The sequence below is a fragment of the Rhodococcus sp. AG1013 genome (assembly GCF_003350365.1).
GTDB lineage: Bacteria > Actinomycetota > Actinomycetes > Mycobacteriales > Mycobacteriaceae > Prescottella.
In genome coordinates this window covers 382,931-405,820 of the sequence record NZ_QQAT01000003.1, presented here as the reverse complement: position 1 = coordinate 405,820, position 22,890 = coordinate 382,931, and the positions used below count along the sequence as shown (strand labels likewise).

Annotated in this window: 22 protein-coding genes and 1 pseudogene; 8 read left to right on the top strand and 15 right to left on the bottom strand. The window is 68.7% G+C overall.

The genetic code is table 11. The features are described 5' to 3' along the window. Positions 1-79: 79 nt before the first annotated feature. Positions 80-496 (top strand): annotated as a pseudogene (locus tag DEU38_RS29030) (helix-turn-helix domain-containing protein); the annotation flags it as partial. Here the strand turns inward: DEU38_RS29030 and DEU38_RS06845 are convergent. From DEU38_RS06845 to DEU38_RS06830, 4 genes are all read right to left on the bottom strand, one after another. Beyond that, positions 496-2,661 (bottom strand): glycosyltransferase family 39 protein, encoded by a 2,166-nt coding sequence (locus tag DEU38_RS06845; RefSeq protein WP_114719456.1) that lies wholly within the window; start codon positions 2,659-2,661, stop codon positions 496-498. The pseudogene DEU38_RS29030 and the gene DEU38_RS06845 overlap by 1 nt on opposite strands. A gap of 14 nt (positions 2,662-2,675) precedes the next feature. Further along, positions 2,676-3,911 carry a bifunctional glycosyltransferase family 2/GtrA family protein gene (locus DEU38_RS06840; protein ID WP_114719341.1) on the bottom strand — a complete coding sequence of 412 codons (1,236 nt, stop codon included), beginning with the start codon at positions 3,909-3,911 and terminating at the stop codon, positions 2,676-2,678. A 155-nt stretch (positions 3,912-4,066) separates the two neighbouring features. After that, a complete protein-coding gene (locus tag DEU38_RS06835; protein WP_114719340.1) occupies positions 4,067-5,503 on the bottom strand; it encodes a cell wall metabolism sensor histidine kinase WalK in 1,437 nt (478 codons plus the stop codon). A gap of 2 nt (positions 5,504-5,505) precedes the next feature. After that, positions 5,506-6,207, bottom strand: coding sequence for a response regulator transcription factor (locus tag DEU38_RS06830; RefSeq protein ID WP_114719339.1), 702 nt, complete (start codon positions 6,205-6,207; stop codon positions 5,506-5,508). Positions 6,208-6,352: 145 nt separating this feature from the next. Between DEU38_RS06830 and DEU38_RS06825 the strand changes: the two genes are divergently transcribed. Both DEU38_RS06825 and DEU38_RS06820 read left to right on the top strand, forming a co-directional pair. Further along, a complete protein-coding gene (locus tag DEU38_RS06825; RefSeq protein WP_114719338.1) occupies positions 6,353-6,661 on the top strand; it encodes a PadR family transcriptional regulator in 309 nt (102 codons plus the stop codon). 146 nt (positions 6,662-6,807) lie between these two features. Further along, positions 6,808-7,251, top strand: coding sequence for a hypothetical protein (locus tag DEU38_RS06820; RefSeq protein ID WP_114719337.1), 444 nt, complete (start codon positions 6,808-6,810; stop codon positions 7,249-7,251). Between the two features lie 31 nt (positions 7,252-7,282). Here DEU38_RS06820 and DEU38_RS06815 read toward each other — a convergent pair whose 3' ends face one another. From DEU38_RS06815 to DEU38_RS06800, 5 genes are all read right to left on the bottom strand, one after another. Further along, complete coding sequence (locus tag DEU38_RS06815; protein ID WP_114719336.1) at positions 7,283-7,516, bottom strand: PepSY domain-containing protein; 234 nt, start codon at positions 7,514-7,516, stop codon at positions 7,283-7,285. Between the two features lie 100 nt (positions 7,517-7,616). Further along, positions 7,617-8,138 carry a hypothetical protein gene (locus DEU38_RS29025; protein WP_258557661.1) on the bottom strand — a complete coding sequence of 174 codons (522 nt, stop codon included), beginning with the start codon at positions 8,136-8,138 and terminating at the stop codon, positions 7,617-7,619. Continuing rightward, positions 8,030-8,344, bottom strand: a complete 315-nt coding sequence (locus tag DEU38_RS29020; RefSeq protein ID WP_258557660.1) for a hypothetical protein — start codon at positions 8,342-8,344, stop codon at positions 8,030-8,032. The genes DEU38_RS29025 and DEU38_RS29020 overlap by 109 nt, the downstream gene beginning before the upstream one ends. 136 nt (positions 8,345-8,480) lie before the next feature. Beyond that, positions 8,481-9,056 carry a hypothetical protein gene (locus tag DEU38_RS06805; protein ID WP_114719335.1) on the bottom strand — a complete coding sequence of 192 codons (576 nt, stop codon included), beginning with the start codon at positions 9,054-9,056 and terminating at the stop codon, positions 8,481-8,483. Continuing rightward, positions 9,056-10,927: a DEAD/DEAH box helicase gene (locus DEU38_RS06800; protein ID WP_114719334.1), complete on the bottom strand. Its 1,872-nt coding sequence runs from the start codon at positions 10,925-10,927 to the stop codon at positions 9,056-9,058. Before DEU38_RS06800 ends, DEU38_RS06805 begins: the two co-directional genes overlap by 1 nt. A 140-nt stretch (positions 10,928-11,067) precedes the next feature. Here DEU38_RS06800 and glgX point away from each other — a divergent pair, with 140 nt between their 5' ends. Continuing rightward, positions 11,068-13,176, top strand: a complete 2,109-nt coding sequence (gene glgX, locus DEU38_RS06795) for a glycogen debranching protein GlgX (RefSeq protein ID WP_114719333.1) — start codon at positions 11,068-11,070, stop codon at positions 13,174-13,176. Then, positions 13,173-15,551: a malto-oligosyltrehalose synthase gene (treY, locus tag DEU38_RS06790; RefSeq protein ID WP_114719332.1), complete on the top strand. Its 2,379-nt coding sequence runs from the start codon at positions 13,173-13,175 to the stop codon at positions 15,549-15,551. The genes glgX and treY overlap by 4 nt, the downstream gene beginning before the upstream one ends. A 166-nt stretch (positions 15,552-15,717) precedes the next feature. Here treY and DEU38_RS29015 read toward each other — a convergent pair whose 3' ends face one another. Then, positions 15,718-15,846 (bottom strand): hypothetical protein, encoded by a 129-nt coding sequence (locus tag DEU38_RS29015; protein WP_258557659.1) that lies wholly within the window; start codon positions 15,844-15,846, stop codon positions 15,718-15,720. An 88-nt stretch (positions 15,847-15,934) separates the two neighbouring features. Next, on the bottom strand, positions 15,935-16,945 hold the full coding sequence (locus DEU38_RS06785) for a DMT family transporter (RefSeq protein WP_114719331.1): 1,011 nt from the start codon (positions 16,943-16,945) through the stop codon (positions 15,935-15,937). An 82-nt stretch (positions 16,946-17,027) separates the two neighbouring features. On the opposite strand from DEU38_RS06785, the gene DEU38_RS06780 reads away from it, so the two are divergent. Beyond that, positions 17,028-17,900 (top strand): LysR family transcriptional regulator, encoded by an 873-nt coding sequence (locus tag DEU38_RS06780; RefSeq protein WP_114719330.1) that lies wholly within the window; start codon positions 17,028-17,030, stop codon positions 17,898-17,900. Positions 17,901-18,008: 108 nt separating this feature from the next. Here DEU38_RS06780 and DEU38_RS06775 read toward each other — a convergent pair whose 3' ends face one another. Then, positions 18,009-18,854: an SAM-dependent methyltransferase gene (locus tag DEU38_RS06775; protein ID WP_147283473.1), complete on the bottom strand. Its 846-nt coding sequence runs from the start codon at positions 18,852-18,854 to the stop codon at positions 18,009-18,011. Between the two features lie 121 nt (positions 18,855-18,975). On the opposite strand from DEU38_RS06775, the gene DEU38_RS06770 reads away from it, so the two are divergent. Continuing rightward, positions 18,976-19,788 (top strand): mycofactocin-coupled SDR family oxidoreductase, encoded by an 813-nt coding sequence (locus DEU38_RS06770; RefSeq protein ID WP_114719328.1) that lies wholly within the window; start codon positions 18,976-18,978, stop codon positions 19,786-19,788. A 51-nt stretch (positions 19,789-19,839) separates the two neighbouring features. Further along, complete coding sequence (gene treZ / locus DEU38_RS06765) at positions 19,840-21,579, top strand: malto-oligosyltrehalose trehalohydrolase (protein ID WP_114719327.1); 1,740 nt, start codon at positions 19,840-19,842, stop codon at positions 21,577-21,579. Between the two features lie 21 nt (positions 21,580-21,600). On the opposite strand, the gene DEU38_RS28320 is transcribed toward treZ, so the two are convergent. Genes DEU38_RS28320 through DEU38_RS28315 form a run of 3 tightly spaced genes read right to left on the bottom strand, consistent with a single transcriptional unit; the run spans position 21,601 to position 22,741 of the window. Next, a complete protein-coding gene (locus tag DEU38_RS28320) occupies positions 21,601-21,753 on the bottom strand; it encodes a hypothetical protein (protein WP_174910919.1) in 153 nt (50 codons plus the stop codon). Continuing rightward, on the bottom strand, positions 21,754-22,566 hold the full coding sequence (locus tag DEU38_RS06760; protein WP_114719326.1) for a class E sortase: 813 nt from the start codon (positions 22,564-22,566) through the stop codon (positions 21,754-21,756). It lies immediately after the preceding gene. Positions 22,567-22,597: 31 nt separating this feature from the next. Then, positions 22,598-22,741, bottom strand: coding sequence for a hypothetical protein (locus DEU38_RS28315; protein ID WP_174910925.1), 144 nt, complete (start codon positions 22,739-22,741; stop codon positions 22,598-22,600). Between the last annotated feature and the right edge of the window lie 149 nt (positions 22,742-22,890).

Genomic DNA, 22,890 nt, shown 5'->3' with positions numbered 1-22,890 from the left:
ATGCTGATATTGGGCGGAATCAACCGGTGGTCGCAACACCTTGATGACGGAGGTGTTGATGGGCAGGCCAGCGGGATGGATGAAGGATCTCACGGGCCGGTCGCCGATGAGGTCGCCTGGCGCACCGTCGCATCGACGGGAGGTCGAGGGGCAGTTCTGGCGTGAGATCGCGACAGGTGTGACGAGTGAGGCAGCAGCGGCAGCGGTCGGCGTGTCGCCGGCGGCCGGTGCCAGGTGGTTCCGGGATCATGGTGGGATGCCGACGTTCGTGACCGTACCGCTTATCGGCCGGTATCTGTCCTTCGAGGAGCGTGAGGAGATTGTGCCACTGAAGGCGCAGGGAGTTGGGGTGCGTGAGATCGCCCGGGCGGTGGGACGGGATCCGTCGACCATCTCACGGGAGCTGCGTCGCAACGCGGCAACCCGCGGCGGCAAACTCGACTACCGGGCTTCGGTGGCGCAGTCCACGACAGTCAGGACAACACGAACGCCCCGTCATCCTTGACTACCGGCTTCGGTCCGTCGGCGGGTGCCGACGGACCGAAGCAGGTGATCGCAGTGGTGCGCGTACGCGCCCTGCCTCGCTCCTGTCAGGGGCGCGGTCAGGTCGTACATCGGCATCCCGTCGACAGTGGTCGGCGCGAAGTTCTGCTTCACCCATTCGGTGATCTGTGCGCCTGTGCCGACGCCGCCGGGTCCCATCCCGGCCATTTCCATGCCGTCGCCGATGAAGTAGTGGATCCGGCCCTCGGCCACGTACCGCTGGAACTGCGCGAGGGTCGGCGACGGATCGGTACCGTTGAACCCGCCGATCGGCATCACAGGGCGGCCGGTGGCCAGCTGGTAGCCGGCGGCGCTGTTCGAGCCGGTCGTAGCGGCCGCCCAGGTGTACCGGTCTGCGTCGTGTTCGAGCAGTTTGGTCATCTCAGCGCTGGGCTCGCTGCCGTGCAGCAACCCGCCGCCGGGGCCACCCCCAATCTGTTCTAGCCCGACTGGCTGGCTTCCCGCAGGTGCTGCCGGCTGGTTCCCGGTGGGGCCGCCCGGCGCGGGCCCCGGGCCCGGGGCCCCGGTGGCAGGGCCGGGCGGCGGGATCACCACCGCCCCGCCTGGGCCGACGACAATCAAGCCCGCGCCCGAGTACTCTGCAAGGTCGAAAGGCAGGGCCGAGTCGCTGGGCCCTGCGGTGGGTATCGCGCCCCCGTGTGGGGTCCTGATGGTGTCGGCCGCGTACGCGGCCGGGCCCGCCAGCCCGGTGAGCACCGCCGCCGCCGCGGTCGCCGCTGCCAGCCGCCCGTTCAGGCGCGGCCACAGCAGTGCCACCGCCGCGAGGGCCCCGACCACCAGCACCGTCCAGCGCAGCCAGGGCAGGAAAGACGAGCTGCGCCCGAGCAACTCCCACGACCATACGGCTGTCACTGCGAGGATGACCGCCAGGGCGATGCGGATCCGCCAGTCGGTGCGCCGGCGCCAGGCCAGCACCGCACCCGCGCCGACGAGTGCGCCGACCTGCGGGGCCATCGCGATTGTGTAGTACGAGTGGAAGATTCCGGCCATGAAGCTGAACACCAGTCCGGTGACAAGCAGCCAGGACCCGAACAGCACGAACGCCGCCCGTCTGGGATCGATACGGGCACTCCTGCCGCACAACACGATTCCGAGCACGCCGAGGATGAGCGCGGCTGGTATCAGCCAGGAGATCTGACCGCCCTGCTCGAGGTCGAACATCCGGGTGATCCCGGTACTCCCCCACATCCCGCCGGGACCACCGGCCGGCAGTTCACCCAATGGGGGCATCCCGGCGGTCTCTGCGCTCGTTCCCAAATTCATGAGGGCGCTGCCGAGTTCGTTGCCGTTCAGGCGGCCGAGGCCGTTGTAGCCGAGGGTCAGCTCCAGGATCGAGTTGTTTTGTGAGCCGCCGATCCATGGCCTGGACTCGGCGGGCCACAGCTCGACCGTCAGCAGCCACCAGCCGGCGGCGACGACCATCGCGGCCAGTGCCGCGAACAGTTGCGCGATCCGGGCGCCGAGGCGGGGCGGCCCGAACAGCAGGTAGGTCAGCGCGAGTGGCGGCACCACCAGCATCACCTGCAGCTGTTTGGTGAGGAAGCCCAGCCCCACCAGCGCGCCGGTCAGGACCAGCCAACGGGTGCGGCCGTCCTGCACCGCCCGCAGCAGCGCCCAGGCCGAGGCCGTCATGAGCAGCACCAGCAGCGCGTCAGGGTTGTTGAACCGGAACATCAGCACGGCCACCGGTGTCAATGCCAGCACCAGCCCGGCGAGCAGTCCTGCGGCTGCGCCGAAGTACCGCCGCACCGTCGCCCACAAGAGCGCGACCGTGGCGACGCCCATCAGTGCCTGCGGCACCAGGATCGCCCACGAGCTGAGCCCGAACAGCCGCACCGACAGCGCCATCACCCACAGCGAGGCGGGCGGCTTGTCCACGGTGATCGAGTTCGCGGCGTCCGACGAGCCGAAGAAGAAGGCCTTCCAGGACTCCGAACCCGCCTGCACCGCAGCGGAATAGAACGAGTTGGCCCAGCCGGAGGCGCCGAGTCCCCAAATGTAGGCCACCGCGGTCCCGATCAGCAGCGCCGCCAGCAGCCACGGCTCGGGGTTGCGGCGACGCGGGGTCGGCTCGGGCGCCGCGGCCTGCATCGACATGGCTTCGACGGTGGTCACCGGGCGGCTCCTTCGAGGTGGTTTCGGAACACCCGACGCAGGGCGACGAAACGAGTGAGAGTGGCAATCAGATTCGCGGCCACCAGCACCGCCAACTCGAGATGCTTGGAGGCGTCGGGCAGCCAGTGGTGCAGGGCAAACAGGGATCCGCTGGTCAGAGCCAGGCCGACCGCGAACACCGCGAGGCCCTGGGCCTGGTGTTTGGCGGCATCCGCGCGGCCGCGCACTCCGAAGGTGAACGCCCGGTTGGCTGCGGTGTTGAGCACCGCGGTGATCAGCAGCGCGACGAGATTCGCCGCCTGGGCACCGATCACGGGATGCAGTGCCAGGTAGAGCACCGCGTACGCGACGGTCGAGGCTGCCCCGACCGCGGCGAACCGGACCAGCTGCCCGACCATGCCGTGCGGCACCCCCGGCACCAGCGGCTCGCGGCCGAGGCTGGTGCGTAACGCGGCGACCGGCAGAGCGCCGGTGGCCAGTGCCCGGCCGACCCGGAGCACGCCCTTCAAGTCGGCGACTGCGGTCGAGACGATGTCGACGGTGCTGTCGGGGTCGTCGACCCAGTCCACCGGCACCTCGTGGATGCGGAGCCCCACCCGCTCGGCGAGCACCAGCAGCTCGGTGTCGAAGAACCAGCCGGTGTCCTCCACCAGCGGCAGCAGCTGTCGGGCGACGTCGGTGCGCATCGCCTTGAATCCGCACTGGGCGTCGGAAAACTTCGCCCGTAGCGCACCGCGCAGGATCAGGTTGTAGCAGCGCGAGATCGCCTCACGCTTCGGCCCACGCACCACACGGGAGGAGCGCGTGAGCCGCGAGCCGATCGCGACGTCGGAGTGTCCCGACACCAGCGGCGCCACCAGCGGAAGCAGCGCGTTGAGATCGGTGGACAGGTCTACGTCCATGTAGGCGACGACCTCCGCGTCGGAGGCGCTCCACACGGTGCGCAGTGCTCGGCCGCGCCCCTTCTCGTCGAGGTGCACCACACGGACGGAGTCGAACTCCTCCGCCAGCCGGTTCGCCACCGCGAGCGTCGCGTCGGTGCTGGCGTTGTCCGCCACCGTGATCCGGCTCGGATATGGGACGGATCCGTCCAGGTACGCGCGCAGCCTGCGCACGCAGGGCTCGAGGTCGCGTTCCTCGTTGTAGACAGGGATCACCAGGTCGAGAGTGACGGTGTCCACGCTTTCCGGCGGCGGCCGATCTCCGTGGCAGAGAAAAGAGTTCGTCGTCATGACCGCAAATGATGCTGGCCGAACCTGCGACGACCCTGGACTGCGGCTGGCAACTTCCTGTGCGCGCTCGCCGCGCGGGTACGGCGTAGGCGGGAGTATGGCTCCGAGAACCCGCTGCGCGAGCGGGGTCCCGGGCCACCGCCCCGCCTGAGCGGTCAGTCCTGCCGCTCGATCCGCGGCAGCAGCACCCGGAACACCGCACCCTCCCCCTCGGCGGACTCCAGGGTGACGGTGCCACCGTGCGCGGACACCAGCGCCGCGACGATGGACAGGCCCAGCCCGCTACCGCCGCTGCTCCGGTTTCGCGAGGCATCGACCCGGTAGAACCTCTCGAACACCCGCTCTACGGCTTCCGCACTCAGGCCGGGACCGGTGTCGGAGACCTCGAGCACCGCATTCGGCCCCTCGGTGCCGACCCGCACCACTACTTCGGCGTCCTCCGGTGTGTGGCTTAGTGCGTTGCCGACAAGGTTGCCGAGCACCTGACGCAGCCGCGCCACGTCACCGAGGACCTCGGCCAGCCCTGGGCCGCCGAGCACCTCGAGGCCGATCCGCCGCCCGGGAGCGACGGCCCGCGCGTCGTGGACCGCGTCCGAGGCCACCGCGAGCAGATCCACCGGGGCCCGCTCGATCGGGCGCTCGGCGTCCAGGCGTGCCAGCATCAGCAGGTCCTCGACCAGCAGACCCATCCGGGCGGCCTGCCCTTCGATCCGTGCCATCACCACCGCGGTGTCGGTCATCGCACCCTGTCGGTACAGTTCGGCGAATCCGCGGATCGTGGTCAGCGGGGTACGCAGCTCGTGACTGGCGTCGGCGACGAACCGGCGCATCTTCTCCTCCGACCGGCGCGCCGAGTCCTCAGACGCCGCGGTGGCCGCGAACGCGGTTTGGATCTGCGCCAGCATCCCGTTGAGCGCGGCCGACAGCCGCCCCACCTCGGTCCCGGCGCCGCGGTGGTCGGGGACCCGGCGGTCCAAGTCGCCCGCCGCGATAGCTGCGGCAGTGTGCTCGACCTCGACGAGCGGACGCAGGCTCCGCCGCACAACGAAATAGCCGAGCACCCCCAGGACCAGCAGCACCACGGCCCCGATCACGACCTGGAGGATCACCAGGCGCTGCACGGTGTCGTCGACGTCGGACAGACTCACCGCCACCGTCACCTTGCCCATCGGCGAGGAGTTGGCCAGCGCCCGCCAGCGCTGCCCGGGGTCACCGACCGAGCCGACCGTGACCGGCTCCGGCCCCAGGTCCTGCGGTAGATCTGGTTGTTTGAAGTCGTCGTTGATGACCAACTGGGTCTGGCCGGCGGGGGCTTGGGTGAGGACGAAGAAGGGGGTCGGTGGCCGGTCGGGCGCGGGCAGCGGTAGCGGTAGCGGCAGTGTCATCGGCGGCAGCGGCGACAGAGCCTCGGGTTTCGCCCACCCGTGCGCCGCGTCGCGCAGCGTCGCGTCGGTGCGGGCGATCAACGAGTTCTCCAGCGACGAGGTAACCGCCACCCCCGACGCGAACAACCCGAGACCCGCGAGGAGCACGAGTGCGGCCATCAGCATGAACCGCAATGGGATCTGACGGACCCGGCGCCCCACCACCATGCCTACCTCTGCTCGCGCATGACGTAGCCGACGCCGCGCAACGTGTGGATCAACCGTTTCTCCCCGGTGTCGATCTTTCGGCGCAGGTACGACACGTACGTCTCGACCACCCCGACCTCACCGCCGAAGTCGTAGTGCCACACGTGGTCGAGGATCCGCTGCTTGCTCAGCACCACACCGGCGTTGACCATGAAGTACCGCAGAAGGGTGAATTCAGTCGGGGACAACGAGGCCGTCTCGCCCGCCTTCCACACCTCATGTGTTTCGTCGTCGAGTTCGAGGTCGGCAAAGCGGATCCGCGCGGGATCGACCCACTGGTCACGCGAAGCCCGCCGCAGGATCACCCGTAGTCGGGCGACCACCTCCTCCAGGCTGAATGGCTTGGTCACATAGTCGTCGGCGCCCAGAGCGAGGCCGGCGAGCTTGTCGTCGACAGTAGCGCGGGCGGTCAGGAACAACACCGGGGCGTCCACACCGTCGGCGCGCAGTCGACGCAGCAGTCCGAAGCCATCCATGCCCGGCATCGTCACGTCGACGATCAGCGCGTCCGGCCGGAACGCGCGCGCCCGGTCGAGCCCCTCACATCCGTTGGCGGCCGTCTCCACCTCGAAGCTCTGAAACCGTAGGCTCACCGACAGCAACTCGACGATGGTCGGCTCATCGTCGACGATCAATACCCGGGCCGCGGGCTTGGTAACACTCACCCGGCCATCATCGGCGCAGCTCCTGGCCACAGCCTGGACGTTCGCTGTGAACTTCCTGTGAGCCGCCCCGGGATCCGCGCCGGCGCCACATGCACTGTAGATGCATGGTGATGACCATGCGCATCTCTATGTATAGAGTTAGGCCATGAGTACGCGATTACGTAGGACGCCGGCAACGCTCGCCGTTCTCGCTGAACTGTCGAGTTCCGCCGGTCCGATATGGGGATTGCAGATAGTGCGCGAGACGGGACGTCCTGCGGGGAGCGTCTATCCGATCCTCGCCCGCCTCGAAGAGGCAGGGTGGGTGGAGTCCGCGTGGGAGACCGATCAGGCCCACTCAGGACCACGGCGGCGCTACTACACCCTCACCGATGACGGCCGGGCACGCGCGACGGCGATGCTCGCGCCGGCGACTCCCGCACCGGCGGCGATCTATCGAGCGAGGTTGGTATGAGAGCGGCTCGGTGGATGGTCCGGACCTGCGCGCGATTGACCCCTGCCGCCCGCAGGGATCGCTACCGCGAAGAGTGGCTGGCCGACCTCGGGCACTGCTCCGAGATCGGAGTTCGAACCGCCACAGTTGTTTTCGGAGTTCTATCGATGACCATCCAATCGCAGAAGGCGAGGTTCCACATGACCGATTCGATGAACGCCCTGTCGACCGTCAAGGCGATCGGGCTGCAGATCGTATGCGTGGTGCTGGTACTCGGAGGCGTGCAAGGCTCGTATGCCTGGTGGTCCTACGCCCTGTGGGGTGTCGGATTGGCGGGCTCGGTGTGGATCGCCGTAGCCGCTGCACACGCGGCGGTTCGTGCACCAGCAGCGTCCCGCGCCCGCAGAGCGGCGAGCGCCGCGATCACCGCCTGTATCGCAGTGCTTATAGCGGCGGTCGTCGAGATCAATCTGCACTTCGAAGCGGTAGATGCCGGTTCACCGAACCGTCCGCTCGTCGTGATCATGGTCGCTACCGGATTCGCCGGTGTCGCCGCATTTCTCACCCTCGCCGGAGCCAGCGTGGCCGCCCTGCAACAGCGGTCACGCTGATCAGCCGGGGTCAGTCGGGTCGATCGCGGACTCACCCGCCCGCGGTCCGCGACACAGACCCTTGATCGCCCTCGGGCTCGTCCTCGATGATGCGACCCGTCTGCAGATCGATGTCGACTTCGCGGTGGCCACCCTCGAGATCGACGAAATCCACCTCGACGGTGGGCCGACCACCCTCCTCGTCCAGCTCGACACCGAGGATCCCCGGCGTCGGCGGAGGCTGCTGGGCGTCGACGAGACGGTTCGATCCCGGCGGACGGCACATTTCCGAAAACCCACCATCTCCGTCCGTTCCGGATCTCCGCGGCCTGCACCGCTCGGGACAGCGTCGGCCGAACCGTGTCAGCCGAGATTCGCCTTCGGAGTCAGGGGCGCCGCCGCCTGCTGTACATAACCCTTGTGATCGCCGACGGTATTGCGATCGACCGCGCCCAGCACGGCGTCGACCTCCGCCTCCCGAACGAGGACCTCCCCTTGAGCCGCAGCGCGAACTGGCAGGCCAGGCCCGCGATCGCGCCGATCGCCAGGGCCGACGCCGTGTCCACATAGCCCGCGCAGGGCGTGACGGTGGCCAGGCCCGCCACCGCGCCGGTGGCCGCGCCGAGCACGGTGGCCCTGCCCTGCCGGAACCACTCGAGAATCAGCCAGATGACCAGCCCGGCGGCCGCGGCGACATGGGTGTTCAACAACGCCTGAGCCGCGACACCGTTCGCCTGCAGACCGTCCCCCGCATTGAACCCGAACCAGCCGAACCACAGGATTCCCGCGCGGACGATCGTCAGAGGCACCGAGTGCGGCACCGTCTCGCTGTCCGGCCATCCCGCCCTCCGGCCGACCACGACGAGGATGGCCAACGCCGCGGCACCGGCAGACGCGTGGACCACCATGCCACCGGCCCAGTCCTGCGCTCCCCTACTCGCGGCCAGCCCTCGGGGTTGAACAGCCCGGCATCACGGCTGAACGCGATGCTGTGTCCGATGAGGATCCAGACAACGGTCACCACCCCGAGCGGAACGATGTTCTGCTGAAGCATCACAAGGGTGTTGCGGCTCTTGACCATTCCGGCATAGAAGAACGCCAGCCCCGGAACCATGAACAGCACGAGGGCGGCGCAGATCAGGACCCAGGAAGTGTCACCGGCGTCGAAGCGGCGTCGTCGTGTCAGGACCCCAGCCGATCCCGCTCCGTTGTGCGAACCGCACAGGCGCGGGAGCAGTACCGGCTCTCGGTCAGACGCCGTAGTACCGTGCGACGTCGATCCGGGACAGCGGTATCCAGTCCGACGACGAACCCTCGGCGAAACGTGCGGCGGTCGCGGATCGGCGTTCCCGCAGCGCGACCGCGAGAGCGGGCTCCTCGTCGATCCGTTGCACCAATTGGTAGATAGCCGCGAGATGGTGGAGGCACGGCTTCCGGCGCCCCGTGCACGCGCAGGTACCGGCGTGATCGGCGACATCGCCGGTCAACGAGATGCCCTTGTCGACCAACTCGGCGACCAGACCGTCGGGCAGTTCACCCGCAGCGACCCGGCGGTCGTCGGCGCCGGCGCGAGCGACCGTGGCGCGAACAGTGGCGGACTCGCGCCTGTCCCACAGCGGTACGTCGATCCCGACCGGGAAGGCCTTGCCGCGGACGGTCACGTCCGCGCGGATCCGGCCGGCCTCGGCGACAGTGAGAACGACGGAGCCGTTACCGGACAGCGTACGAGCCTGCGGCAGCAGCGAGTTCGACGACGACGCGGTGGTCGACTCGATGGTGCGGAGCCACACACGGCCCCACGCGGTGACACCGAACTTGATGGCCATCAGTTCGCTCCGAGCGTGTCGAGGTCCAGCAGGGCGCGCAGTTCGGCGTCGGGCAGCTTGGCGAGCACCGCCTCCGGGTTCCCCGAAACAGATTCGGCGACGGCTCGTTTCGAGTGGTGCATCGCGGCGATGTGGTCCTCGATCGTCCCCCCGGTGACGAGGGTATGCACATTGACGGTGCGGCGCTGCCCGATCCGGTGCGCCCGGTCGGTGGCCTGGTCCTCCACGGCGGGGTTCCACCAGCGGTCATAGTGCAGCACATGACTGGCCCGGGTGAGATTGAGTCCGAACCCGGCGGCGCGGAGACTGAGAATCAGGATCGGCGGCCCGTCGGGCGAGGACTGGAAGGTCTCGACGAGTTCGTCGCGGCGCTCCGCGCCGAGGCCCCCGTGCAGGAACGGCACCGTGCCCAGGCCGAGTTCCGAGCTCAGGTGCGCGGACAGCAACTCACCCATCGTCCGGTACTGCGTGAACACCAGTGCCCGGTCGCCGTCCGCGACGATCTCGGCGAGCATTTCGGTTGCCCGATCGAACTTTCCGGAACGCCCCACCAGGTCCCGGTCGTCCGCTCCGGTCAGCTGCGCGGGGTGATTGCACACCTGTTTGAGCCTGGTGAGCAGCGCGAGCACGTTGCCGTGGCGCGCGATGCCGCTGCCCAGGCCGTCGGCGAACGCACTCTCGACGGCGGCGCGATAGAGCCGGGACTGCTCGTCGGTCAACGTGCACGCGACCGTCGAGTACTGCTTCGGCGGCAGGTCGGTCGCGACCTGCGCCTTGGTACGGCGCAGAACGTACGGGGCGATCACGGCGTTGAGCCGTTGCGCGGCGGTCCGCGACCGGCCGGACTCGATCGGGGTCGCGAACCGCTGACGGAACCGGGCCCGGGTCCCGAGGACCCCCGGATTGGTGACGTGGAGCAGCGACCACAGCTCCTCGAGCCGGTTCTCGACCGGAGTGCCGGTCATCGCCACCTTCAGCGTCGCCGGCAGCCGAGCCGCGGCCTTGGCTGCCTGCGCGGCCGGATTCTTGATCTGCTGGGCTTCGTCGAAAACCACCGAGTCCCAGGCGACGTCGGACAACGCGTCGGCGTCGGACCGCAGGACGGTGTAGCTGGTCAGCATCACCGTTCTGTTCGGGAGCGTCACCGGCAGTGCGCGGTTCGCACCGTGGAAGACCACCACCGGCAGGTCCGGTACGAAGCGACCCAGTTCACGACGCCAGTTGCCGATCACCGATGTCGGGCACACCACCAGATGCGGGCCCGCGTCCGCACGCATCGCGAGCAGGGCGACGGCCTGCAGCGTCTTGCCGAGGCCCATCTCGTCCGCGAGGATCCCGCCGCCCTCGCCCGCCAACGCCCGGAGCCAGCCCACACCGTGAATCTGATAGGGGCGCAGGGTCGCCTGGATCCCGGCCGTCTCCAGATCGCCGACGAGCGCGGCGGCGTCGAGGAACTGACGGAGCGACACCGCCGCCGACGGGACAGCCGACTCCCCCGCGTCGAGGGTCGCGTGTGCGGCCACCGGCATCGCGTCGGCCAGTTCGGTACAGGCCGCATCGCCCCGTCCGGACAACCGGGCGGCCTCGCGCCACACCGACACCGACACGCCGAGCCCTTCGTGTTCGGGCCGCAACCCGCGGAGGGCGGGCAACACGGCCGGCAGGTCCACCGCCCGCGCCTCCACCGTGCGTGGTTCCACCCTCGTGCCGTCGACGGGCACCGCGAGCCGGCACGTCGTGGGCCGCCCCGCCGGTAGTCCGTTGTCCGCCAGCGCCGCCTCGACGTCGTCGACACCCCACCACACGAGCGTCCCGAGCGCGGGATCGAAGGTGGCCTGCAGCCGTCCGGGATTCACGCTCGACTCGTCCATGTCCGCCGAGACTAGCGCCGCAGGGGCCTCCGCCGCCATCGGAATCGGCCCGGAAGTTCGCAGTTCAGGTGTGGTTTTCCCAACATTGACGGCCGCAGGTTTGCGGTGCCTCGAGGCCGTTCCGGCTAGGGTTCTGCAGCATGGAACGCAGCGACGCCTCGTTGGACGTGTGGCCGGGCAGTGCGTATCCACTGGGCGCGACCTACGACGGTGGCGGCACCAACTTCTCGCTCTTCTCCGAGGTGGCCGACGCGGTCGAACTGTGCCTGATTGCGCGAGACGGGACCGAGACCCGCATCCCGCTCGACGAGGTTGACGGGTACGTGTGGCACGCGTACCTGCCCACGGTCACCCCCGGTCAGCGCTACGGCTTCCGGGTCCACGGGCCACACGACCCGGCGGCGGGTCTGCGGTGCGATCCGTCGAAGCTGCTGCTGGACCCGTACGGCAAGGCGTTCGACGGAGCCTTCGACGGAGATTCGTCGCTGTACACGTTCGGCGAGGACACGTTGGGGCACACCATGACCACCGTCGTGATCAACCCGTACTTCGACTGGGCCGCGGACCGGCCGCCGCGGACGCCGTATCACGAGACCCTCATCTACGAGACCCACGTCAAGGGGATGACTGCGACGCACCCGGAGGTGCCGGAGGAACTGCGCGGCACGTACGCCGGGCTGGCCCATCCGGCGGTCATCGAGCACTTGCGCTCGTTGGGAGTCACCGCGGTCGAGCTGATGCCGGTCCACCAGTTCATGCACGACCAGATCCTGCTGGACCAGGGCCTGCGGAACTACTGGGGCTACAACACTTTCGGGTTCCTCGCCCCGCACGCCGAGTATTCGTCGGTGACGAAGCCGAGCGGTGTCGTCACCGAGTTCAAGGCGATGGTGCGCACCTTCCACGAGGCAGGCATCGAGGTCATCCTCGACGTCGTCTACAACCACACCGCGGAGGGTGATCACCGCGGGCCCACCATCGCGTTCCGCGGCATCGACAACGCCGCCTACTACCGGCTCGACGACGAGGACCCCGAACTCTACAAGGACTACACCGGCACCGGGAACAGTCTGGGTGCCCGGCATCCGCACACCCTGCAGCTGATCATGGATTCGCTGCGGTACTGGGTCACCGAGATGCACGTCGACGGCTTCCGGTTCGACCTCGCGTCCACCCTCGCCCGCGAGTTGCACGACGTGGACCGGCTTTCCGCGTTCTTCGACCTCGTCCAGCAGGATCCGGTGGTGAGTCAGGTCAAGCTGATCGCCGAGCCGTGGGACGTGGGCGAGGGCGGCTACCAGGTCGGCAACTTCCCCGGCCTGTGGACCGAGTGGAACGGCAAGTACCGCGACACCGTGCGCGACTACTGGCGCGGTCAGCCGTCGACACTCGGTGAGTTCGCCTCGCGCCTGACCGGGTCGTCGGACCTGTACGAGGCAACCGGGCGGCGCCCCGGGGCGAGCATCAATTTCGTGACCGCCCACGACGGCTTCACGCTCGCCGACCTGGTGTCCTACGACGAGAAGCACAACGCGGCCAACGGCGAGGACAACCGGGACGGCGAGAGCCACAACCGGTCCTGGAACTGCGGCGTCGAGGGCCCCACCGACGACCCCGGAATCCTCGCCCTGCGCGCCCGCCAGCGCCGGAACATCCTCGCCACGCTCCTGCTCAGCCAGGGCACACCGATGCTCGCCCACGGCGACGAGATGGGGCGCACCCAACAGGGCAACAACAACGTCTACTGCCAGGACTCGACGCTGTCGTGGATGGACTGGACGCTCCTCGACGCCAACGCGGACCTGGTCGAGTTCACCCGACGGGTCAGCGCCCTGCGATCGACGCACCCCGTGTTCCGCCGGCGGCGGTTCTTCGCGGGCCGCCCGGTACGCGACGCCGAGCACAGCCGCGACATCGCGTGGTTGACTCCGTCGGGACGCGAGATGACCACCGCGGACTGGGACAGCGCGTTCGGCAAGGGCCTGGCGGTCTATCTCGGCGGAGACGCGATACCGGAACCCGACCAGCGCGGCCGTCGGGTGGTCGACGACTCCTTCCTGTTGCTGTTCAACGCCCACGACGACGCCCTCGAGTTCACCGTGCCGCACGGCGAGGTCGACTCCCCATGGACCGGCGAACTGGACACCACCGCACCGACGGGGGGCACCGATGTCGTTGTCGCGCCGGGTGACTCCATCGCCGTCCCGTCCCGCTCCCTGCTGGTACTGCGCCGGGACCGAATGCCATGAGGCCGATCACCGCCACCTACCGGCTCCAGCTGCGCGGTGACGCGTTCACCCTCGACGACGCCCGGCGCCTGGCCGACTACCTGGACCGGCTCGGCGTCTCCCACCTGTATCTCTCGCCCATCCTCACCGCCACCGCCGGATCGACGCACGGGTACGACGTCATCGACCCGACCACGGTCTCGGCCGAAATCGGGGGGCGGGCGGCACTGGTCGCACTGTCCGCGGAACTCGCCGAACGCGACATGGGGCTGATCGTCGATCTGGTGCCCAATCACGTCGGCGTCGGCCGGCCACGGGAGAACCGTTGGTGGTGGGACGTGCTGACCAACGGCCGACGGTCGCCGTTCGCCCGGTTCTTCGACGTCGACTGGCGCGAGGACAACGGGGCGGACGGGCGAATCGCACTGCCCGTCCTGGCCGATGAATCCGACCTCGGCGGTTTGAGTTTCGACCACGACCGGGGCACCCCGATGCTCGCGCTCGGCGACCAGCGGTTCCCCATCGCTCCCGGCACCGAGGACGGCAACCCCCGCGAGGTCCACGACCGGCAGGCGTATCGGCTCGTCGGCTGGCGCGACGGGGCGGTGGGATATCGGAGGTTCTTCGCGATCAACGACCTCGCCGCGCTCCGGCAGGAGGATCAGCGGGTGTTCGACACGACGCACCACCAGTTCGCGTCGTGGGTGCGCGACGAACTGGTCGACGGCGTCCGCGTCGACCACCCGGACGGCCTGAGCGATCCGTCCCGCTACCTGCGCACCCTGCGGGAGGTGATCGGCACCGACCGTTGGCTGCTCGCCGAGAAGGTCCTCGCGGCCGGGGAACCGCTCGACCCGACGCTGCCGATCGACGGAACCACCGGATACAACGCCCTCGCCGAGTACGGCGGCGTGTTCGTCGACCCTGCCGGTGAGGCGACGCTGACAGCGCTGGCCGACCGTGCGGGGGCACCCGGCGATGCGGCCTGGCTGCGCGACAACGGAATCGAACTCCGACGGCGTGCCGCGCGCACCGAGTTGGCGCCCGAGGTGCGGCGCCTGGTGCGGGCGGTACTGCGCGACTCGCCGACCTTCTGCAACCCGGACCAGTTGCGCGATGCGCTCGTCGAGGTACTCGTCCACATGCCGGTCTATCGCGCCGACTACGCACCACTGGCGGGCACGATCCCCCGGATGATCGGGGAGACACTCGATCGGCACCCCGAGTGGGCCGCCGCGCTGACGACCCTGGCCGGCGCGCTCACGGATGCGGCCAGCGAAGCGAGCACCCGCTTCCATCAGGTGTGCGGCGCGCTGACCGCCAAGGCGGTCGAGGACTGCCTGTTCTACCGCACCTCCCGGCTCGTCTCACTGCTGGAGGTCGGCGGCGATCCCGGCCGGTTCGGCTGCTCCCCCGCCGAGTTCCACCTCCGCGCCGCCGAACGCGCCCGGCTGTGGCCGAGGACGATGACGACACTGTCGACGCACGACACCAAACGCGGCGAGGACGTCCGCGCGCGCATCGGGGTGCTGTCGCAGGTTCCGGAACTGTGGGCTCGCTGCGTCGCCGACTGGGAGATGTCCACCCCGAGCCCCGACGGCACCACCGGACTCTTCCTGTGGCAGAACATGTTCGGAGTGTGGCCGGCGGACGGATCGGTCCCGACGTCCGCCCTGCGGGGACGACTCCACCAGTATGCGGAGAAGGCCACCCGCGAGGCCGGACTACGCACCGCCTGGACGGACGTCGACCAGCATTTCGAGACCGCGCTGCACACCTGGCTCGACAGGGTCGCCGACGGACCGGTCGGCCGCAGCATCGGCCGGATCGCGCAGCAACTCGCCCCGCACGGATGGTCCGACGCGTTGGGACAGAAGCTGCTGCAACTGTGCGGACCGGGCGTCCCGGACGTCTACCAGGGCACGGAGTTGTGGGAGGACTCGCTGGTCGATCCGGACAACCGGCGGCCGGTGGACTATCGGCCTCGCCGGAGGCTGCTGCAGTCGATGGACACCCCCGGCGTCGAGACGCCGCCCCTCGACGGATCGGGTGCCGCGAAGTTGCACGTCACCCGCACCGCGCTGCGACTGCGCCGCGAACGCCCGGACAGCTTCGTCGGAGGCCACTACCGCCCCATGTTCGGCGTCGGACCCGCCCACGCTCATCTCGTCGGCTTCGCTCGCGGCCCGGCCGGTCAGGCGTCGGACGTCATCGTCCTCGCCACGCGGCACAGCGTGCGACTCAATGAAACCGGTTGGGGCAGTTCCAGCATCGCACTACCGAACGGAAGCTGGTTTGACCGGCTCACCGGCGAACTGTATGCCGGGGCTGCTCCGCTGACGAAGATGTTCGAACGACTGCCCGTGGCACTGCTGGTGCGACTGGACCGGCCGTGACGAGTCGAGTCTTGCCCGCTTCGCGTGCGCGCCCGACGCCGTCGCAGCACTGAAGGTCGCTACCGTACCCGACCAGCCGGGTGTGGCAACGACCTTCAGCAACCCCTACGCCCCAAGGATGGGGCGCGCTACTACTTCAACACCAGACGTGAAGTCGGACCATTTCTCAGCTGAAGGTGGCGAGCGCACCGATCAGGCCGAGCAGTGCGCCGACACCCGCGAGTACGCCGCCGATACCACTCACGACAGGCTGAATCTGCTTGATCAACGCGAGGTCTGCATCAGAAGAACCCATAACCACTCCTCATCCGAATGTCGTTGCGCGGTTGCGCAAGCAAGAATGTACTACAGCACGTAGTAGCCGCGCTACGCGTGAGAGGAGCTCACTCGGAGCCATCGCGCCCGACAGACGTTTGATCGCTGGTAGCGTACCGTCCGCCGCGACGACCACCCCCGCCGGCTGGCGGACGGATACGCCGGCAGCGGCGGGATGTGTGCGCGCCCACGTCACCCGAGGCTTCTCCGCTCGGGTCGAGGGCTGCGGGCGCTCTCGCGCCGCCGCGTTGCGCGCCGATCCCCGCGGCCACGACGAAGCCGATGCCGAGTACGGCCAGGGGATTCGGGATCTGCCGTAGCGCCACGAGTCCGATGAGAGCCGCGATCGCAGGTTCGAGGCTCATCAGTGTGCCGAACGTCCCCGCGTCGAGGCGGCGCAGCGCAACCAACTCCAGCGCATAGGGCACCACCGGGAGCAGCACCGCAAGCCCGAGGCCGAGGAGTACGAGCTGCGGTGTCAGGCGCGCGAAGACGTCCGGCGCTGCTACCAACGTCGTGACAACCCCGGCGACCGGCATCGAGATGGACAGGCCGGCAAGGCCGCCCACCTCGTCACCGACCTTCTGCGTGAGCAAGATGTATGCCGCCCAACACACGGCAGCGCCCAGTGCGAAACCCGCACCCGTCGGATCGACGTGGCCGCTCCAGGGTTGCGTCAGCAGCACGACACCGCCGCCGGCGACCAGCGCCCACAGCCGGCCGACTCCGCGGGTTCGGGTCACCGCGATCCCCAGGGGTCCGAGAAACTCCAGTGCACTCGCAGTTCCGAGAGGGATCCGCGACGCGGCGGCCATGAACAGCATCGTCATGCCGGCAGTGGCCACACCCAGTGCCGCCGCGGAACGAAATGCGCGGCGAGTGAACTGCTCTGGACGTGGTCGAACGATCGCGACGAGGAGGAGACCGGCCCAGGCGAGCCGTAGCCAGGCGGCACCGGCTACACCCACCTGGTCGATGAGCGCAACCGAGGCCGCGAGACCCAGCTGCACGCACAGCATCGCAGAGAGCGCCATCCCGGCTCCGGCCCGCGATGCACTTCGGGCCTCGATCGTCGTCATTACGTCAGTGAACCGAACTCATCCGTCAAACTCCACGCGAATAAAGTGGACTGATCGTTCACGAATCCTGAACAATGCCTGCATGGACCTGCACCGACTCCGCATCCTTCTCGAACTGTCCCGGTGGGGTTCGATGCGCGAGGTCGCCGACGAGCTCGGAATGACCACTTCTTCTGTCTCCCAACATATTGCGGCGCTGGCCCGAAGGATCGGCACGCCGCTGACAGAACCCGACGGTCGACGGGTGCGCCTGACCCCGGCGGGCCGGCGACTCGCCGAGCACGCGGTGACGATCCTGGCCGCGGTCGATGCCGCGATAGTGGATCTCGACGTGGACGCAGCGCCGGCCGGTACGGTGCGTGTAGCGGGCTTCGCGTCCGCCATTCGGCGCTCGCTGTTGCCGACCATCGCTCGGCTCGGGGCGGCTCAATCGGCGGTGACGGTCATGATCGCCGAGCACGAGCCGTTCGAGGCTCTCGAACGGCTCGCCCGCGACGACGTCGACATCGCGCTCACGTACGACTACAACCTCGCTCCGGCGACACTTCGCAACGACTTCAGCGCGACCGCACTCTGGACGATGAAATGGGGCCTCGGCACACATGCGGCCCAGCGCCCCGGCCCGCTGTCCTCATACGCAGGCAGCAACTGGATCGTCAACTCGCGCAACACTGCAGACGAAGAGGTCCTACGCATCCTCGCCTCCATGGCCGGCTTCACTCCCCGGATTACCCACCACATCGACAGCCTCGAGCTCATCGACGATCTCATCGCCGCGGGCCACGGCGTCGGTTTGCTCCCCCTCGAGCGCACCCGCCAGCACTCCGAGGTACGGGTCAGGAGCCTCGACGATCTCGAGGTGATCATGCGAACCTATGCCGTCATTCGCCGCGGTCGCGAACAATGGTCGCCGCTGCGGCTCGTACTGGACGAATTGAACGCCGAGGAGCCCTGATCCAGGAACAAGACTGCGAACGCTTCCGCACAACCGCGTCCACCCCATCACCGGTAGCGGCACCGGCGAGCATTTTTCGATGCGACCGCTGCCGTCCGCCCCGCGATCTCACTTCCTCACGGCCGACACCAACCACCGGTTTCCCGGCCGCAACTGCTTCAGCACCGAGTGTTCGGGCAGCACACGCCCGTACCGCCGCGCGAGGTCGTCGACGGTCACAGCGGTGGCACGCCAACCGTACGAGTCGAACCAGGCCTCCGGATCCGCGGGACCGTTCGAGTGCAACAGGGCGAGCCAGTCGCGCCGACGGAGGGGGCTACCCCGGAACAGCGGTGCGTCGTCCATCGCCGCCGTGAAGTCGACGTTGGTAATGGTGGCGCCGATCGCACTTCCCGCTCCCGACAACTCCCCCACGTGCCGCATCAGGGCGTCCACGCCGTCCTCGGGTAGATACGCCAGCAGACCCTCGAGGATCCAGGCTGTGGGGACGTCGGGACCGAACCCGGCTCCGCGCAGGGCCGCGGGCCAGTCGTCGCGCAGGTCGATCGGCACCGTGACGCGGGCCGCCTGCGCGGGCGAGACACCGTCCAGGACGGCGTCCTTGAACTGCACCATCTCGGCGGTATCGAGTTCGTAGACGGTCACCGGCTGCGGCCAGGGCAGCCGGAAAGCGCGCGTGTCCAGGCCGGCGCCGAGGAGGACGAGCTGCCGACAGCCCGCCGCAACGGCGTCCAACACGAAGTCGTCGAGGAACTTCGTCCGCACCGCGACCCACGTCGTCAGCTCCTCGCGGCTGCCGTCGTCCATCTGATCGGTCGGCGGATTCCAGCCGGATGCTCTGACGAATTCACCGGCCCACGGGTCGTCGAACAATCTGTCGGCGCGACCGCTCTCCATCGCGCGGGCCGCTGCGACGAACACCGCGGTCACTCCGACGCCTCGAGGTTGATTCACGGCGGCACCTCCTCGGTCCACCGTCGATTGTGCTCCCGGTCACCGAGAATGCACGTCCGCGCACCCCATCGGCCGAATATGGTCCAGGTCACATGACCGTCAAGGACTGGAGGACATACCCATGAGCGCGAACCGTTTCGTCGGCAAGGTCGCTTTCATCACCGGAGCCGCCCGCGGCCAGGGTCGCGCCGAGGCGGTCCGGCTCGCGTCCGAGGGTGCCGACATCATCGCGCTCGACGCGTGCGCGGATTTCGACTCCACCGCCTACGACGGCGCGACCGAGGCCGATCTCGCCGAGACCGTCGCCCTCGTCGAAGGTCTGGGCCGCAAGATCGTCGCCACCAAGACCGATGTCCGGGACTTCGACGCGCTCGCGGCCGCCCTCGCCGACGGCATCGGCACCCTCGGCCGCCTCGACGTCGTGGTCGCGAACGCCGGCATCTGCTCGGGCGCCATGTCGTGGGAGATCACCCCCGAGCAGTGGCAGGAGACCCTCGACGTCAACCTCACCGGCGTCTTCCACACCGTCAAGGCCGCGATCCCGCACCTCATCGAGCAGGGCGAGGGCGGCTCCATCGTCATCACGAGTTCGGTCGCCGGCCTGCGCGGCCTGCCGTTCCTCGGGCACTACGTCGCCAGCAAGCACGGCGTCACCGGACTCGCGAAGACCCTCGCGGTGGAATTGGGCGCACACAACATCCGCGTCAACACCGTCCATCCCAACGGTGTCGAGACCGGCATGCAGGTCAACGACATGCACGCGCTCGTCCAGGAGTACAGCACCACCCTGGCCCCGATCTTCATGGGCAGCCTGCCGGACCAGATCAGCCAGCCCGAGGACATCGCCAACGCCGTCGCATGGCTGGCGTCCGACGAGGCCCGGCACGTCACCGGCATCCAGCTGCCGGTCGATCTCGGCACGCTGCTTCGCTGACGCCACCCCCGGACGGCTGCGATGTGCACGTGATCGGTGCATTCTGATCACGTGCACACCTTCGAGGTCTGGGCCCCCCTTCCGAGTTCGGTGCGCGTCGAGGTCGACGGGTACGCGCACGAGATGACCCGCTCCCCCGACGGCTGGTGGCGCGCCGACGTCGCCGCCGAACCGGGCGCGCGGTACGGATTCGTGCTCGACGGCACGCCGCCGGTGCTGCCCGATCCACGCTCGCGACGGCAGCCGGACGGGGTCCACCTGCCGTCGCAGCTGCATCGGCTCGATCCCGCAGGCTGGACCGACTCGGCGTGGACGGGCCGCCAACTGGCGGGCAGCGTCGTCTACGAACTGCACGTCGGCACCTTCACGGCGGAGGGCACGTTCGACGCCGCGATCGCCCGGCTCGATCACCTCGTCGATCTCGGCGTCGGATTCGTCGAACTGATGCCGGTCGCCGCCTTCAACGGCACCCACAACTGGGGCTACGACGGCGTGCTCTGGTACGCGGTGCACGAGGGCTACGGCGGCCCGGACGGGTTGCAGCGCTTCGTCGACGCCTGCCATCGGCGCGGACTGGCGGTGATCCTCGACGTCGTCTACAACCACTTCGGCCCGTCCGGCAACTACCTGGACCGGTTCGGCCCGTATCTCGCGGACGGCGCCAACTCGTGGGGTCGCGAGGTGAACCTGGGCGGCCCGCACAGCCACGAGGTGCGTCGCTACATCATCGAGAACGCACTGTGCTGGTTCCGCGACTTCCACATCGACGCGCTGCGCCTCGACGCCGTCCACGCGCTCGTCGACAACACCGCCGTGCACCTGCTCGAGGATCTCGCGGTGGAGGTGCACCGACTGTCGGCGCACCTGCGACGGCCACTGACCCTGATCGCGGAGAGCGACCTCAACGACCCCAAGATCATCTCGGCTCGGGCCGCCGGTGGCTACGGCCTCGACGCGCAGTGGGACGACGACGTCCACCACGCCATCCATGCCGCAGTGTCCGGCGAAAGGCAGGGATACTACGGCGATTTCGGCTCCCTGCAGGCGTTGTCGCACACGCTCACGCACGGCTACTTCCACGCCGGCACCTTCTCGACGTTCCGGGGCCGCAACCACGGCCGCCCCATCGACATCCGCCGAATTCCCGCCGACGCCCTGCTCGCGTACACCTGCACCCACGACCAGATCGGCAACCGCGCCACGGGCGACCGACCCGGTTCGTACCTCACCGCGGGTCAACTCGCGATCAAGGCCGCCCTGGTCCTGTGCTCCCCGTACACACCGATGCTGTTCATGGGCGAGGAATGGGGTGCGCGAACACCCTTCCAGTACTTCACGTCTCACCCCGAACCCGAACTCGCGAAGGCGACCGCGGAGGGTCGCCGCCGCGAGTTCGCGGAACACGGCTGGGACAGCGCCGACATCCCGGATCCGCAGGATCCTCGAACGTTCCAGCGATCGAAACTCGATTGGGGCGAGACGGCGATCGCGGCGCACGCACGGTTGCTCGAGTGCTATCGGGAACTGATCGCGTTGCGGCACAGCCGCGCCGATCTGACCGACCCGTGGCTCGAGCACCTCAAGGTCGAATACGACGAGAACGAACGCTGGCTCGCACTCATTCGCGGCGACCTGCGGATCGCCTGCAATCTGGGCACCGACCCGGTGACCGTGCCCATCGGCGGGATTCCCCTCCTGTGGTGGGAGGAGCCGACGGTGGACGAGACGGCGTCGGCGATCGTTCTGCCCGGGCACTCGTTCGCGGTTCTCGACGCCGGCCGGATCGGATAGCCCGGAACAGGACGGCGCAGCCTATACGGTGACGTCCGAGTAGGGCATGTGCTCGGAGACCCAGGGAAATACCACTTCCATGAGCAGCAGCACGAGCGCGACAACGAGGACGATCAGGAGTAGTGCCTTCACCGGCCGGGGGCCGGGGAGCGCGTGCCAGAGGTAGCCGTACATTCATCGCTCCTGCAACGCCGCGGGACCGTGGCCCGAGGACTTGGGGATTGTTTCGACGAGCATGGCATGCACGATCATGCGCTCGGTGTTCGAGAACAGCGGATGGCACGTGGTCAGCGTCAGCATGCTTTCCAGCCCGGGGGCTGCTTCCACCCAAGCGGCGCCGGGCAGCGGGTTGACGACCTCGACGTCGGTGGGCACGGTGATGTGCCGCCCCAGGACGTGGGCGTAGTCGCCGTCCGAGACGCGATCGGTCTGCTCGGGGCTCAGACAGGCTTCCGCCGCCGCACGCCTTTCGGGCGAGGCCGCCTCGAGTGGGAGCAGCCGGTAGGTCATCCATTGGAACTCGGTCTCCACGACGACGGCATCGCACGACGCGAGCCGATCCAGGTGCTGGAACACCGCACCGGTACCGATACGATGCCCGGCGAGCGCGAAGTTTCCTGCCTCGCCGGGCATCTGCGTCTCGGGATAGTGGCCGGGGCCGGCCCGCAGGTCCTCGTTGCGGGTGCCCTCGACGACGGCGTACACGGTGTCGCGGGCGGGGAGGTGCACCCGCGCGAACCCCTCGCCGAGCGCCGGGGGCAGCGGGGCAACCGGCTCATCACCGGCCGCCCCGGAGTCGTTGCCCCAGGACTGCTCCAGGTGGGCGTTGACATCGTCCTGCAGCCGCCCCGAGACGATATTGGTCCAGAACGCCTCATAGATGACGAAAAGCAGGACGAGGACCCCGGCCGTGAGGAGCAGCTCGCCGAGAATCTGCCCTGCGCCCGGCCGCGGCCGATGCGGGCCCGGAACCTTGCTGTCACTCACGGACCGGGGCCCCTTCCACAGATGTGTTGACCTAGCTGCCCGCGTTGATCATGACGCTTCCGGTGCCGCCGAGAAGATCATAGAGAAGCACGGACAGGCGACCGAGCCCGTCGATCGCGGCGGAACCGGTGGTCTGGATGTCGCCGATGACAATCGGGAACGGGAGGAAGAGCACGAGAATTCTCCTTCGAAGGGCGGCCGAGTGGACGGCCGCGAGACAGATGGTCGGCTGGTGCGTGGTATTCGATCGGTGTGGCGGAGCGGGGCGGGTGCGACCAGGTGTATGTAGGTCGCACCCGCCCCGCTACCGTGTGCCGGCTGGGG